Raw genomic sequence first — 14,164 nt, 5'->3', positions numbered from 1 at the left:
CTCCGTTCCGGCGCCCGGGCTCCTCTACCAGCGCCCCGACCGGTCTAGACCGGTCGGGGCGCTGGCAGTACTGCCCTCGCATCCCGTTCGTTGACGCGTCAAGTAGCAGGAATCATCGACGACGGGGAAGATCACATGCATCCACGGGGACCCGGGCTCAACGCGCTCCTTCTCAGCTTGCTCCTGACCGGCATCACGGCTGCGATCGCCGTGCAGCAACCCGCTCTGGGCGTGACGCTGCCAGCGGCGTACAAGGCGGCCGCCCACGGTGACATCGTGGCGCTGGACGCGACCCCGGTGCCGGCAGGCTCTTTGGCATCCGTCCGACTCGGCCACTCGTCCGGATCGGTCGACTCGACGACGGCAGCACCGAACTCTCGCGCCGAGTCCGCGAACCTTGACGGCTCCGCCTTGCTGGACAACGTGCCACTGGATGTCGATTCGGTGACTGCTACGGCTCCACCGCGCTCTGGTCCGACGTCGCGCAGCCTCCTTCCCATCCCGCCGAACCCGCTGCTCAAACCCGGACTCATCGAGGGAAGCGTCCCGGCCGACTACGCCTCCGCGACGGCTTGCCCGGTGGCCGTCGCCGGACAGCGTGTGTACTCCGACTCGCTCACCTCGCTGGCGCAGACCACGGTCGGTGACCTCAGCGCCGTACCCGGCGCTCCGTCATCCATCGCCTCGGTCGGTGCATCCCGAGTCCGCACCGTCACCGCCCTCGTCGACGACGCGGTCGGCGGCTCGGACGTCGAGGCCGTCACCACCACGACCGTTGGTGATGTCTCGCTCTTCGGCGGCCGGGCAGTGGTCAGGGTGACCAGTCCGGTGGTGCTGCGCGCCCACTCCGACGGCACCACGGGGACCGCGGCCTTCGACTCGCCCCCGACGGTCCGAGTCCTGCTGGCGAGCGCGCCCGCGATTCCGGTGCCCCTCAACGGCAGCCCGGTCACCGTCCCCATCGCGATCCCCGGCCTCAACACGAGCGTGACCGTCACCGGGTTCGGGCTCACCAACGCCAGCACCGGTGCGACTGCCGCGGCCAGCCTGCAGGCTCTCCTGAGAGTCGACGTGGACCTCACGCTCGCCACCACACAGGTCGCTGATGTGTCGCTGTCCCCGGCTCCCATGGACGTTCGCGCCGAGGCTCCCGTCGGCGGTGTCACCTGCAACCGAGCCACTCCGACCCCGAGCCCCACAGCCACAACCCCGGCGACCGACAATCCGGACCGCGACGGTGACGGCCTCACCAACGTCCGCGAGACCAAGCTCGGCACCGACCCCCGATGATCCCGACACGGACAACGACACCCTGACCGACGGCGAGGAAGTCACCGGCGTGCGGGTCAAGGGCCCGTTCATGGCGTGTCGTACCGGCACCAAGCGCTCGATCGTCGTGAAGACGAACCCGCTGTCCAAGGACACCGACGGCGACCGGATCAACGACGGTGTCGAGGCGAGGGGTTACCGCATCAAGCAGAAGGTCGTGGTCAACCGCAAGGGCAAGACCGTCAACATCGGTCGGGTGCGGAGCAACCCGGCCAAGGCCGACACCGACCGCGACAAGATCAAGGACGGCGACGAGCGCACCGGCAAGAAGAACAAGAAGTGGAAGCGGCGCAAGACCAGTCCGATGCGGTGTGACACCGACACCGGCGGCACCAGCGACGGCCGTGAGATCCGCTTCGGATCCGACCCGACACGCATCAAGTCGGGCCCGGACGACACCCGCGGCTGACGCACGCAGGCGCGGCGGGCGATACCGTCAGGACGTGGATCATCTGCCGCAGTCGGTCCGGGTCGAACGCCGCGCCGTCGACGAGAGCGAGTCGCGGCGGGCGAACGGCCCGGACTGGGACCGCTACGCCGACGAATACCGGGCGACGCACGGGGACTTCCTCGGCGACTCCGGCTTCGTCTGGGGGCCCGAGGGGCAGACCGAGGCCGACCTCGGCATCCTCGGCCCGGTCAAGGACAAGGACGTGCTCGAGGTCGGGTCCGGCGCCGGCCAGTGCTCGCGCTGGGTCCGGACCCCGGGGCGGACGGGCCATCGGCCTCGACCTGTCCCACCGCCAGCTCCAGCACAGCCGCCGCCTCGACGAGAACACCGGTGTCGCGGTCCCGTCCGTGCGCGCGACGGCGACACACCTGCCCTTCGCGGACAGCTCCTTCGACATCGTCTTCTGCTCGTTCGGAGCGCTCCAGTTCGTCGCCGACATCGAGCAGGCGCTCGACGAGACGACCCGCGTGCTACGCCCCGGCGGCCGGTTCGCCTTCTCCATCACTCACCCGACCCGGTGGATGTTCCCCGACGACCCGGGCGTCGGCGGCCTGACTGCATCCCAGTCCTACTGGGACCGCACTCCCTACGTCGAAATCGATGACGCCTCGGGCGTCGTGTCGTACGTCGAACACCACCGCACCCTCGGCGACTGGGTGCGCCTCCCGGCGGCCCGTGGCTTCAACCTCAGCAACCTCGTCGAGCCCGAGTGGCCCGCCGACCACGACCGCGTGTGGGGCGGCTGGTCACGCACGCGCGGGCTGCTCACGCCCGGGACGGCGATCTTCGTCGCCGACAGGACGTGACCGCGCCCAACACCAGCTCTGGGTTCCAGCGAAGTCGTCATCGACCGGCCGCTCCGCAACAACGGCTCGTCGACGCCCGGGAATCGCAGGAAGTCTGACGAAGCGGGAACGTGCCCCGGGTCAGCCCCGTAGCCTCACCGCATGACTCGTTCTCTCTCGGTCGTGACCGCCTTGCTGACATTGGTAGTAGGCGCGATGCTCACCGCCCCTGCCCTGCCAGCAGGTTCTGTCGACGTCCCTGCCCACGCCATCGACGTGGCCGGCGCCGGAACGACGACGTATCCCGAGTTCTCTCGTGGAGCCAGCAGGTACGGCATCCGCTCCACGAGCGACACGGCGGGCGTCGTGGACGTTCTGGCTACCACGAGCGACCCGGACGGACGAGTGTTCGTCGATGGCGCTTTGGCACGGGAGCCCGTCCGGGTGGACGGTCTCGAGAGTGGTGACGAGGTGTCGATCATCATCCGGGACGTCTCGGGAACATCTGCCTACTCCTATATCTACCTTCCGGCGGAGTTTCCCGAGCTGGCCAGCACACGTGCGACTGGCGTTGCAACACAGCCCGGACACACCCTGCTGACTCTTAACCCGTTCAGCGGTGTTCCTGCACGCTTCATGACAGCAGTCGATGGCAACGGCGTACCCGTGTTCGTAGCGCCCTATACGGGAAACCGCCATGACTTCAAGCAGCTCCACGACGGCAGCTTCTCGGTGAGCCGGGACGTCGCCCAGCCGGCCGGCAACGTCATCGTCGAGCTCGATGACAAGCTGCAGGAGGTCGCACGTCGCTCGACGGTTGGTCTGACCAACACCGATTTCCACGACTCCCTCCTGTTGCCGAACGGCAACCGGGTGATGGTGGCGTACGAACCACGAGGCAGCGGTAGCAACCTCGTGGACGCGGTTGTCCGGGAGATCCAACCGGACGGCGGCGTCGCGTTCGAGTGGAACAGCGGCCGGGGAAGGCGCGATCGACCTCGAGGCCGAGGCCGTGAGTCCGTCGACCGACTACGCCCACATCAACTCAGTGCAGGTCATGAGCGACGGCGACTACCCGGTGTCGATGCGCCACCTCAGCGTGATCGTCAAGATCGCACGCACGGACCACGACGGATTCATTCAAGGAGACATCGTCTGGCGGCTGGGTGGCCGCCTCAGTGACTTCGATCTGTCGTCCGACTCTCTCCTCGGCCCCTGCGCGCAGCACACGGCCAGCGATGTCACCCCGACCGGGCGGTCCGACCACGATCATGGTCTTCGACAACGGATCCTTCGACGTCAACTCGCTCTGCGTGGACCCGGCGGATCCTTCGGGGCCGGCGGTGGGTCGCGGCCAGAGTCGCGTCGTCGAGTTCGTGCTTGACGAGGAAGCGGGCACCGCCACTGTCGGACGCACATATGCGCCCCCCGGAGGTCGTTTCGTCCACTTCGCAGGGTCGGCCGAGCGACTGCCCAACGGCAACACCCTGATCGGTTGGACGAACCACGCCGACGGCATCGCCACCGAGCTCGACTCCGACTTCAACCTCATCTGGGAGCTGTCCTCGGAGGAGGGCTACGGCAGCTACCGCGTCCACCGAGGAGAAGTGCCCGACACCAGCGACCCGACCGCAGCGCTCACGACCCCGCCGTCAGGCGCTGTCTACGAGTTCGGCCAAGACGTCGTGGCCGACTACGGGTGTACCGACCGCGGTGGCTCCGGACTGAAGGGCTGCGTCGGCACCGTCGATGAGGGCAGTGCCGTGGACACGAGAGCGCCCGGAGATCACACGTTCACCGTCACGGCTCACGACGGAGCCGGCAACACCATCTCGACCACCAGCAGCTACACCGTGCTCCCCGCTCCCGCCCCTAGTCCAAGCCTCGCCCCCGCTCCTAGTCCAAGCTTCGCCCCCGCACCTGGCCCGGGCCCCGGGCCCGCACCGTCCCAACCTCCCGTGACGGTTCCCAACGGTCCCCGCCCCGATGCCATCCTCATCATCGGCAAAGACGTGATCGGCGACGATGTTTACGCCGTCAAGCAGCGAGGCCGAATCCAGCTGACGCATCGCCGCCCCATCCGCGTGGTGCGGGTGCGGATCCAGAACGACGGCACCGAGGCTGCCGCCTTCACCGTCGCGGGACCCAGTGCAAGGCCCGGCGTGCGGGTCACCGCAACCTTGTCGGGGCTGGGCGTGACCTGGAAACTGTTGCGAGGTGATCTCCGCACGCCCTCGCTCACACCGGGGCAGTCGGTCACTCTCCGCGTGAGGGTCAGACGGACGGTGCGCATGAACGCTCCGGTTGATCGAGTGCTGAAGTTCAGCGCAACAACATCGAGCATCTCGGACACCGTCCAGCTGAAGATCGGAGCTTCCTGAAGGTGCGGGCCTGTATCCCACTACGAACCTGAAGTCTTCATTTCGAGCGTGCTGGAAACGGTCGTCGTGGAAGGTGGTCGTGACTACACGACACTCCCGGTATGACGCTGAGCGCATGCTCGCCGCCAACCCCGCGTCGGAAACCTGACCACCCACGACAAAGCCACTTGGCGAGTGCAGACCCGGGTATCTGACGTGTAGCAGGTCGACGATGACCAAATCGAATGATCCGCCCCCGTCAAGCCAAGGGCGGATCATTCGCGGGCATTGCTGACGATCAGACGTCGGCTTCCTTACGACCGGCGAACACCAGAAAGGCGCCCGCGAGCAGCGCGAGGATGCCGCCGATGAAGCCGACCAGCGGCAACGTGCCGGTGACCGAGTCGATCTGCGACTTGTTGTCCTTGGCGTCCCGGACGCCGCTCGCGACCTGGTCCTCGGTGAACGCAAGGTTCAGGTCGAGCACCAGTGTGCCGTCCTCGAGGGTCCGCGTCTCGTGCTGCTCCCGGTTGACGATGGCACCCTGTACGCGGCTCGACCCAGATGTACTTGTCCCGGCTGTAGGTGCCCCGGACCCCCTCGATGATCTCGGCGGGCGTCTCGTCCAGCAGGATGTGGAACTTGTACGTCTCGAGACCGTCGAGGTCCTCGGTGCTGTCGTACGCCGCGGTCACGGGGGCGCCGACCGAGCCGTCCCAGTACTGGTAGTCCTTCTTCTCGGTGTTGAAGGGCCACTTGTTGACGAGGCCCTCCTTCTCCTCGGCACCGGCGGGGAGGTACTTGCCGTTGACGGCGAGCGCGTCGTAGCGGTCGGTGGAGAACACGTCGGACGTGGCGCTGACGAGCCGCTCCCGGGGGTCGTCCGCGTCGACACAGTCGGGGACGTCGCCCTCGTCGATGACGAGACACGTCGTGTTCACGAAGACGACCACGTCGTCGTCGGAACGCTTCGAGTCGGTCTTGGTGACGCTGGTGGCCTTGACGTCAATGGCTTCGGTCTCACCGCTAGCGGGGTTGAGCTTGTCGGCGGTGCCACTCAGGTGCGTGGTGCTGTCGACGTCGAGTGGCGTCCGCTCGACCTGCTGGGGCACCCACACGGTTGCCAGCAGACCCGTCACCAACAAGAACGCACCCAAGCCGAGCAATACCCAGCCAATGATCTTGCGCACGAAGAGGTCCCTCCCGGGATTCAATAAGTCGCCGAAGGCTACCAGTAGGTAGACAGCCCGGGCACCGGAATCGCCACAGGATTGCTCACGCACGCGCAGGGTCCTCCGGAGGGTTGGGCAACGACACCGGACGGGCCCCTTCGTTGTGGCATGATTCGCGGCCGGAGGAGGCAGCACTGTGCGTCATGCATCAACCCAAGGGCTTCGGCTCTCGGAGCAGTCGGTCGTCCCCGTCGCCCTCGCCATGGTCGTCGCGAGCGTGGCCTTTCGCGTGTGGATGGTCTTCCCCAGCTGGTTCCTGCTCGACGATTTCCACTTCCCCGGATCTCGGGGCTGGGAGTTGGCCCTCGGTCGACACGATGCTCACGCCCTTCAACGGCAACTTGATGCCCGGCGGACACGTCATTGCCCGGGCAGTCGGGCATACCGGCTTGGTGAATTGGACTGCCGCTGCTCTGTCCATCGTGGTGATGCATGCACTGGGCGCACTCTCGGCCGTCTGGATGCTCGTGACGCTCTTCGGCCGTCGACCAATGATCCTCGTGCCTCTGATCCTTTACCTGTCCAGCTCGATGGCCACTCCCTCCCTGATCTGGTGGACGGCAGCCATGAACGGTCTGCCCCTCCGGGTGAGCTATTTCCTCGCGATCACCCTGTGGGTGAAGTACTTGCGGTCCCGCCGACTTCAGTGGGTGGCGCTGTGCAGTTTGGCGGTCGCTGGAGGGTTGTTCTTCTGGGTCAAGGCGATACTCATCATCCCCGTTCTCGGGTTCCTCGCCCTCGCCTACTTCGCGAGCGGAAGCCCTTGGATGCGGGTGTACACGGTTGCGCGACGCTACCCAGCCGCGCTGGTGCTGGGGGGTGGCCTCGCAGCCGCGTATGCCGTTCTCTACCTTGCTCAGACGACGGACCAGTCTCGCCCCTTCACCGGCACCCCGGCCCTCCAACTCGTCGGGACCATGCTCGGAAAGGCGTTCGGCTCCACGGCGGTCGGCGGTCCGTGGGTCTGGAACAACTTCGCCCCGCCCACCGCCTACGCGGGGCCTCCGATGGCTGCCGTGACGATGGCGTGGATCCTCATCACGTTAGTGGTCGGCTATCTGTGGCTGCGCCGCACGAGAACGTTGCGCGCATGGGTCCTCGTACTCGCCTACCTCATGGCCGACGTGCTGCTGCTGCTCGGATCTCGAGCTCCAACCTTCGGGGCAGGCATCGGCATGGAGCTCCGGTACGTCGCTGGATTCGCTGATCATCCTCGTACTCGCTGTCGCCCTCGCCACCATGCCAGTCGTCGGTTCCGTCGAGAGCAGTGGCGACCGGGAGCGCCCACTGCTGGTCCAAGCGGTTCCGCCATGGCTGAGCGCGGTTCTGTTGCTTGCGATCGCAGTCGGCGGCGTCGCGAGCAGTCTGCAGTACGCCGATATCTGGCACCATCAGAACGCGGGCCGGGACTACATGCTGAGGGTCAAGGCTCAGCTCGACCAGCGGGGCCAGACTGACCCGGTCCCGCAGATCGCTCCCGACAGGGTGTTCGCGAGCATCGCCGCACCCGCCAACAACACCGCCAACTTCGTGCCGCTGCTCTCTCCGCAAGCGCGGTTCCCCTCCGTGTCGACGTCCTTGGTCATGATCGATGAGCAGGGTTTGCTCCATCGAGCCGACATCGACGACGTCATTCACTCGCCGAAGGGGCCGGTCAAGGGCTGTGGCTGGAAGGTCACCGAGGAGGGCAAGACCATTCCGTTGTCAGGCCGAGCCTTCGACTTCGTGTGGTGGGTGCGCGTCGCGTACCTTGCCAGCTCATCCTCGCCGGTGACGATCACACTCGGCGACACCGTTGTGCCGACAGGGACCCGATCGGGTCTCAACGACATCTACCTGCGGATCGAGGACTCCTTTGAGGAGATCACGTTCTCCGGTCTCGACAAGGACACCACGCTGTGCATCGACAAGGTCCGAGTGGGCGGGACCAAGCTGGGAGCTCCGCTGTGATGAGGAATCGCACTGACCTCAACCCCGACTTCGCAGGGCTCGACGGTCTGCGCGCGGTCGGCGCCATGGCGGTGTTGACCACCCACGTCGCGTTCCAGACCGGCGAGTACTTTCGCTTGGGGCACCCTCGGCACGTTGTTCGCACGGATGGACGTCGGCGTTGCGATCTTCTTCGTCCTCTCCGGTTTTCTGCTCTCGCGAGCATATTGGGCTCGCGCCGAGCTCGAGGCGCCGTCTCCGAACCTGACGAACTACGCGCTCAAACGGGTCCGGCGAATCATGCCGGTCTACGTGATCACAGTCGCGGCGGCTCTCCTTCTCGTCCCCGACAACGAGGGTTCAACCATCGGGGCGTGGCTTGTCTCGTTGACACTCACGGACACCTACGTTCACGCCACCCTCCCGTACGGCCTCACTCACATGTGGAGTCTCGGAGCAGAGGTCGCCTTCTACGCCCTTCTCCCGTTCCTGATGTGGGTCATGATCGGACGTCATCGCCCCAGCCCCCGCCGAGCAGGCTTCGGCCCGGTGATGATGGTGGTGATCAACATTTCATGGATCGCGTGGGTGGTCCCCACGATCTCCAACGTCACCTCGTGGGCGCCCAACCTGTGGCTGCCCGGCTACGTCTCGTGGTTCGCAGCGGGCATGTGGTTGGCCCCGGTGCATGTCCGCGACCGGGACGGCACCTTCATGAGGGTTGGTTCCGGGCTCGTGCAGCTCGGCAGACAGCCCGGCGTGTGTTGGGTCGCGGCGGGTGGGCTCATGTTGGTGGCATCCACTCCCGTCGCCGGTCCTGTCTCACTCGAGGTGGGCAGCGTCTCCGAGGCGCTGTTGAAGAACCCGGTGTACGCCGCCATCGGTTTCCTCCCGGTGGCGGCCGGAGTCTGGGCTCCCCCGGGCGGCGGCTACATGCGTCTGATGGGAGCCCGTCTGGTCCGACACCTCGGCCACATCTCGTACAGCATCTTCTGCGTGCACCTGATCGTTCTCGGCCTCGTCCGGGAACGACTCGACTACCAGCTGTTCACGGGTGACTTCCCACGCATCTGGGCGCTCACTGCTGGCTGCACCATCATCGTGAGTGAGCTTCTCTACTGGCTCGTGGAGCGCCCTCTGCTGCGCCGGTCACCGCTGGGTCGGACCACGATCGCGACCCAAACGCCCACGGCCGACATGGCCAGCACCGCGAGGTAGCTCGGCCGGGCGTAGTGGCCCGCCCAGCCGGAGCCACCCCTGGGGCTTGATGGCGTAGGCCATGACTGCCGGCACCAGCACGCCCGCGAGCGCCCACCCTTCCCACCGGGGTTGCCAGCGGCGTACGGATGCGACCGCAACGAGCGCGACCAATCCCATCACCGCACCGACAAGACCCCCCCGGGACTACGGAGGACACCAACACCACGACCAACCAGAACGGTCGTGCGCCGCGTGCCTCCGCAAGACTGGATGCGTCGATGCGCTTGCGCGCGGGCAAGAGGACAGCGCCGAGCAGCGCGATCACAGCCAGCAGGCCGACCACCGGGCTCCAGCGATAGATGCGATCAGGGGCGAACCGCACGGAAACCGCGGCATCGCCTTCCAACTGCCACCCCTGACGCCAACCGTCAAAGACCTGAGGGGTGAGTGCCCGGCCGTCCATCGTCGCGGACCAGCCGAGATTGACGTTGTCCCGGGTGGCCGGGTAGGCGCTCTCAAGTGGCTCGAAGGATTCCGTGGTGGCTCCAACGAGACCGGGGGCGGGTGCCGCATCCGTGGGCTGGATCGCCCCCGGGGAGCACGGTGTCGGGCACGAATCCACCCGATGCCTCCACAGCCACGGTGTTCTCTCCCGCCACCGGGGAGACTCGATCGCGACCGCACAGCGTTGCTTGCGCCGACCTCTCGGCCAGGAGGTCTGCAGGGACTGACCGTGACCTTGGTCCGGAGGATCTCGCCGTTGACGGTCAGGTCGGGTCCCGACCCACAACCGAGGTCCACGGCGTCGTTCGAAAGGGACAACGGAAGATAGGGCACACCCTCGAGCCGCAGCTCACCGATGCCGATCGGGACCTCGCTCGCAGCACCTCGGAAGCTGAAGTCCGTGGCTGGTTCCGCGTCGCGCACCTCGAGTCGCAACCGCGACGCAACGATCGGCGGGAAGCTGGCCGTCCCGTCGTCGTCGACCTCGACGAAGCGCGATCCGCCCGGCCGGGACAACTCGAACGTCTGAGGAACTCGTGCTGCCGTACCGAACTCGACGGCAACCGCCAAGCCCCGGATTCTCTGTCGCCGCAACAGGTTGACGTCGATGACGGGACGGACCTCGCCGGCAGGAGCCAACCAGGTGGTGCCGGAGTCGCCATCGATCATGGCGGTCGCGGATGCGCGTGGATCCGCGAGGGCAGTGACGGAAGCAGCGATCGAGACAGGCTGGTCCTTCTGCATCATTCCGGCGAGCTCGGGACCGCCACGCGGCCGAACGGTCATCGCCACGTCCCGCTCGATGTCGGAGGGCACGGAGAACCGTCGCCTGAAGTCGCTCGGCTCCTCGGGCGCGACGACTGCGCCGGGACGACAACGGACGGCGGTGCCCACCTCGGCACACCCGTCGCGACCATCGCTCACGCGGCGGAGGAGGATGGCATCGGGGCTGCCCCGGGCAGTGGGTAGCTGGGGCAGGACGAGCTCACGGCCCACCGGCGGCCCGACCACGGTCACCTCAGCGATGGACACATCGTTGTTGGGCTTGCCGGACACGTCATCAATCCGCAGTCGCGATGCCGACGCGGGGCCTGCGATCTTGCGGGTCTCCCCCGGCACGAACTCGAGGACCGGGCTCTCCCAGCTCGGCGTGCTGAGTCGCAGCTGCTCGGCACCCGTGCCCGGACCCGGGGTCACGGCAATCTCGCGCGTCCCACGGCTCGCTCCGAAGTCCACCCACCGGGACTGGGGCGCGTCGGGATAGGGCGCGGAGATCCACGCTGTGTTCGGGTCCCCATCGATGGCCGCGTACGGCATCGCCCCAGGCTCGCTGCCGCCTAGGCTCGACGGATTCGATCGCGACGTGGTGGCCGAGACTGCCCGTGCGTTGATCAGCCGCGAACGGGTCACCCACCGGTCATGGTCGACGAGGTCGTAGTCGTGGACGACGCCCGGCAGCGTCCACGGCTCCTCGCCACCGAGGGTGTGGGAGGTCGAGTCGTGGAGGGCGCCGAAGTTGCGCTCGACAAGACGAAGCCCATCGGTCAGGAGCAGAGGACCGACCGTCGAGATCTCCGGATCCGCGTCGGTGGCCAAGATCGTCGGTTCCGACCCCACGACTCCAGCGTCTGCAGCCGAGAGCAGATCTTCGGGACCACCAACCACCGTCGTCGGTGCATCGACAGCCGTGCCGAACCCGCCGGCACCGGCGACCCGGTAGATCTCAACCGCCGGGAAGGACGACTGCCACCCGCCGTTGATGAGACCACGACCCAGATCACCCCCGACCTCGGGCTGGGACCCTATCTCCGGCCCCGAAGTCGGCAACGAGCTCGAGTCCGGGTGAGTGGTCCAGCGCCTGATGCACAAGGATCGGGTCGGCAACGGCGTCCGAGCGGACGAGGTCGTTGCGAACGACGACATGGCTGATCCCGGCGCGTGCGAGGTACGAGGACAGCCCCGGTCCGCCCGCTCCCCGGGCCAGCGACTTCTCGATCTCGTCAAGCATCCGGATGTTGCCGGCCGGGACAAGGGGCACAGCGTTGCGCACGGCCCGGGCGGATTGGGCCTGGGGGCTTGCATGGGCTCGTCTCGCGGCTCGCCCCGGGCATAGGTTCCGAAGGAGGTACCGGGCACCAGCAACGCCACGCCCGGATCCTGCTCGGATGCCAGCCAGAGGCCGCCTGAACCCAGTACTTGGGCACGTCGGCGAACCCGTTGCGGGCGGCGACGGTTCCCGGGGCAAAGGGCGTTGTCGACGCCACCGGGCTGAGGACGACTGATCCGACCAGCACGCCAGCGGTGATGCGATCAGCTCGCTGACCCGCAAAGGTCCGGGAGGTTCGGAACCTGTGACGCGCCTCGTCGAGCGTGAAAGCGAGTCCGACCACCAGCGGAAGTCTGAGGACGGGATCGAACTTGTGCACGTTGCGCAACGGCGCCAGCGCACCATCGAGCAGAGACTTGAGAGAGTCGGCGAACAGTCCCTCGGCCGGGCCGGTGTGACCCATGGTCACCGGGAAGACACCTGTCAGGACACCTGCGAGCAGGAATCGACGATGCGGGTTACGGGCCAATGTCAGTCCAGCAAGCCCGGCAACGACAACCACACCGGTGTTGACGATCAGGTGGTACTCGCGCAGGAGGTCCAGCGCGGCTGGTGACTGCGCGTCGACGTGCGGGACCCAGTTCGACGTCCCGCGGACGCGTCCATGACCGTGGTGGGAAAGGTGGTGACCCCGGCCGACTCGATGAAGTCGAGGAACGGCGGGCTGTAGCTCCCCAGCAGAAACAGTGGCACCAGCCACCACAGCGTCCCGAGCAGGGTGAACACCGGCCACCAGATCATCATCGAGCGTCGGCGCTGGCCAGCAGCCCGGGTCAGCAGCCACAGCGCGCCGAGCGGCAGCACCGCCGCGGTCGCGGCCGCGTTGACTCCGCCGACCATGGCGACCGCGAGCGCAGACAGTCCGGCAGCTCGGCGCGGAGACCCTCGATCAGCGCCGATGATCAGTGGCAGGAGCACCCACGGAGCCAGCGCACTCGGCCACATCTCAATGGAGCTCGGGCCGACGACCGACAGCATGCGGGGCGAGAGTGCAAAGGCGAAGCCCGCGACCGGGCAGGCCAAGTCGGAGCGCACGCCGAGCTCCCGCGTCACCTTCGCGGCCCCGACGAAGGCGACGCACACGACCGAGCCCATCCAGAGTCGCTGGACCACCCAGCCATCGACCTCCAGTAGCGACCCAAGGGCGAAGAACGGGCCCATCGGCCAGAGGTAGCCGTAGGCCCGGTTCTGGAGCTGCCCGAAGGCCCCCTCGGCGTCCCACAGGTGGGCGGCGCGCCGGAGGAAGTCGATCGGCGCGATCGCGAGGTCGAGCTTCGTGTCGGGAACCAGCAGACCCGGCGACTGGGTCATCGCAAGGCCGATCAGCGCAACACAACCAGCAACCAAGCGCCAGCGGAATCGTGTGGCGCTCTCACTCACCTCTTGCGCAGCACCGGGACGAGGTTCCACGTCAACACCTCCCGCACGACGGGAACGCGCAGGAGCCACCGACTCCACCACGGGTTGTAGCGCGGGATGAGGTGCACGACGTCGGCGATGTCCTGCTCGCGTGCCCAGCGCAGGCCGTCCGCGACCGTGACCGCGAACAGGGATTCGCCGTACTTGTTCTTGGGCTCGTGACCGTTCTTCTTCGCGTAGCGCCGCCGTGCCCGGCGCCCACCCGAGAAGTGCCACGGGGACGTCTCGTGTCCGCCCCACGGGCCGTACCACGTGGTGTAGCTGATGAAGGTCAGCCCACCGGGCCCGGTGACGCGCACCATCTCGCTCGCCATCCGCCACGGGTCGGGCACGTGCTCGAGGACGTTGGAGGAGTAGCAGACGTCGACCGCGCCATCGCGGAACGGAAGATCCATGCCGCTGCCGATGACGGTGCCCGCGCCGATGTGCCCGGCCCCAGCCAGCTCCCCGACGTCGGAGTCGAGGGAGTAATAGGTCGCCCCGGCCTCGGTGAAGGCGTCGCGGAAGTATCCCGGGCCGCCGCCGACGTCGAGCAGGGTGGCGTTGCTCAGGTCCGCATACTCCCCGACGTGCGCGGCCGAGTCCTGTGCCAAGGCCGTGTAGAACCGTGCGGGATCGGGCTGCTCGAAGCGAAATTCGTTGAAGAGAAACAGCGAACGACGCAGATCGGCCCGCCGAGTCCGTGGGGACCGGCGGGCCGGAATGGTTCGAGTCAGGCGCGGCACGCGCAGACCCTACCCCCGGTAGTAGCGTGTGCCGGCAATGTCAGACACCAGTGAGATCTCCGGTCGGCACGTCGCGTTCTTCAGCTGGCGCGACACCCACAACCCCGGAGGGCGGCGGCGCCG

At 67.2% G+C, this 14,164-nt stretch carries 15 protein-coding genes and 1 pseudogene; 9 read left to right on the top strand and 7 right to left on the bottom strand.

Annotated elements, in window-relative coordinates; translation table 11 throughout:
* The first annotated feature begins 177 nt into the window (after nt 1-177).
* Together LP418_RS23950 and LP418_RS23945 are read left to right on the top strand one after the other, a co-directional pair.
* On the top strand, nt 178-1,290 hold the full coding sequence (locus LP418_RS23950) for a hypothetical protein (protein ID WP_257953967.1): 1,113 nt from the start codon (nt 178-180) through the stop codon (nt 1,288-1,290).
* Complete coding sequence (locus LP418_RS23945; RefSeq protein ID WP_257953966.1) at nt 1,238-1,738, top strand: binary toxin-like calcium binding domain-containing protein; 501 nt, start codon at nt 1,238-1,240, stop codon at nt 1,736-1,738. The genes LP418_RS23950 and LP418_RS23945 overlap by 53 nt, the downstream gene beginning before the upstream one ends.
* Here LP418_RS23945 and LP418_RS31455 read toward each other — a convergent pair.
* Entirely contained in the window at nt 1,707-2,051 is a 345-nt protein-coding gene (locus LP418_RS31455) for a hypothetical protein (protein ID WP_336275799.1), read from the bottom strand. The genes LP418_RS23945 and LP418_RS31455 overlap by 32 nt on opposite strands.
* On the opposite strand from LP418_RS31455, the gene LP418_RS23940 reads away from it, so the two are divergent.
* The 3 genes from LP418_RS23940 (at nt 2,050) to LP418_RS23930 (ending at nt 4,946) form a co-directional block, all read left to right on the top strand.
* On the top strand, nt 2,050-2,586 hold the full coding sequence (locus tag LP418_RS23940; RefSeq protein WP_336276126.1) for a class I SAM-dependent methyltransferase: 537 nt from the start codon (nt 2,050-2,052) through the stop codon (nt 2,584-2,586). The genes LP418_RS31455 and LP418_RS23940 overlap by 2 nt on opposite strands.
* 1,036 nt (nt 2,587-3,622) lie before the next feature.
* Nucleotides 3,623-3,949, top strand: a complete 327-nt coding sequence (locus LP418_RS34410; protein ID WP_442940314.1) for a hypothetical protein — start codon at nt 3,623-3,625, stop codon at nt 3,947-3,949.
* On the top strand, nt 3,837-4,946 hold the full coding sequence (locus LP418_RS23930) for a hypothetical protein (protein WP_257953964.1): 1,110 nt from the start codon (nt 3,837-3,839) through the stop codon (nt 4,944-4,946). Before LP418_RS34410 ends, LP418_RS23930 begins: the two co-directional genes overlap by 113 nt.
* 277 nt (nt 4,947-5,223) lie before the next feature.
* Here LP418_RS23930 and LP418_RS34405 read toward each other — a convergent pair whose 3' ends face one another.
* Both LP418_RS34405 and LP418_RS23925 read right to left on the bottom strand, forming a co-directional pair.
* Nucleotides 5,224-5,412, bottom strand: coding sequence for a porin PorA family protein (locus tag LP418_RS34405; protein WP_442939995.1), 189 nt, complete (start codon nt 5,410-5,412; stop codon nt 5,224-5,226).
* Nucleotides 5,413-5,482: 70 nt separating this feature from the next.
* Nucleotides 5,483-6,115, bottom strand: a pseudogene (locus LP418_RS23925) (porin PorA family protein); the annotation flags it as partial.
* 359 nt (nt 6,116-6,474) lie between these two features.
* On the opposite strand from LP418_RS23925, the gene LP418_RS23920 reads away from it, so the two are divergent.
* The 3 genes from LP418_RS23920 (at nt 6,475) to LP418_RS23910 (ending at nt 9,304) form a co-directional block, all read left to right on the top strand.
* Nucleotides 6,475-7,614 carry a hypothetical protein gene (locus LP418_RS23920; RefSeq protein ID WP_257953962.1) on the top strand — a complete coding sequence of 380 codons (1,140 nt, stop codon included), beginning with the start codon at nt 6,475-6,477 and terminating at the stop codon, nt 7,612-7,614.
* Nucleotides 7,571-8,107 (top strand): hypothetical protein, encoded by a 537-nt coding sequence (locus LP418_RS23915; RefSeq protein WP_257953961.1) that lies wholly within the window; start codon nt 7,571-7,573, stop codon nt 8,105-8,107. Before LP418_RS23920 ends, LP418_RS23915 begins: the two co-directional genes overlap by 44 nt.
* 147 nt (nt 8,108-8,254) lie before the next feature.
* Nucleotides 8,255-9,304, top strand: a complete 1,050-nt coding sequence (locus LP418_RS23910) for an acyltransferase family protein (RefSeq protein ID WP_257953960.1) — start codon at nt 8,255-8,257, stop codon at nt 9,302-9,304.
* Nucleotides 9,305-9,607: 303 nt separating this feature from the next.
* Here LP418_RS23910 and LP418_RS23905 read toward each other — a convergent pair whose 3' ends face one another.
* Together LP418_RS23905 and LP418_RS23900 are read right to left on the bottom strand one after the other, a co-directional pair.
* The gene (locus tag LP418_RS23905; RefSeq protein ID WP_257953959.1) at nt 9,608-11,407 is read right to left on the bottom strand and encodes a discoidin domain-containing protein; all 1,800 of its coding nucleotides are present in this window, start codon (nt 11,405-11,407) and stop codon (nt 9,608-9,610) included.
* A gap of 160 nt (nt 11,408-11,567) precedes the next feature.
* Nucleotides 11,568-12,242 (bottom strand): DUF3367 domain-containing protein, encoded by a 675-nt coding sequence (locus tag LP418_RS23900; protein ID WP_257953958.1) that lies wholly within the window; start codon nt 12,240-12,242, stop codon nt 11,568-11,570.
* On the opposite strand from LP418_RS23900, the gene LP418_RS23895 reads away from it, so the two are divergent.
* Nucleotides 12,142-12,453, top strand: coding sequence for a hypothetical protein (locus LP418_RS23895; RefSeq protein ID WP_257957281.1), 312 nt, complete (start codon nt 12,142-12,144; stop codon nt 12,451-12,453). The two genes, LP418_RS23900 and LP418_RS23895, sit on opposite strands and share 101 nt — an antisense overlap.
* Here the strand turns inward: LP418_RS23895 and LP418_RS23890 are convergent.
* Nucleotides 12,414-13,208: a DUF3367 domain-containing protein gene (locus LP418_RS23890; protein ID WP_257953957.1), complete on the bottom strand. Its 795-nt coding sequence runs from the start codon at nt 13,206-13,208 to the stop codon at nt 12,414-12,416. The two genes, LP418_RS23895 and LP418_RS23890, sit on opposite strands and share 40 nt — an antisense overlap.
* Before the next feature lie 65 nt (nt 13,209-13,273).
* Nucleotides 13,274-13,909 carry a class I SAM-dependent methyltransferase gene (locus LP418_RS23885; RefSeq protein WP_257953956.1) on the bottom strand — a complete coding sequence of 212 codons (636 nt, stop codon included), beginning with the start codon at nt 13,907-13,909 and terminating at the stop codon, nt 13,274-13,276.
* Nucleotides 13,910-14,164: the final 255 nt, after the last annotated feature.

Origin of the sequence: Nocardioides sp. B-3 (assembly GCF_024703895.1) — a bacterium.
Classification (GTDB): domain Bacteria; phylum Actinomycetota; class Actinomycetes; order Propionibacteriales; family Nocardioidaceae; genus Nocardioides.
The sequence above is the reverse complement of the archived record's forward strand: the minus strand, read 5'-3'. Positions and strand labels throughout refer to the sequence as shown.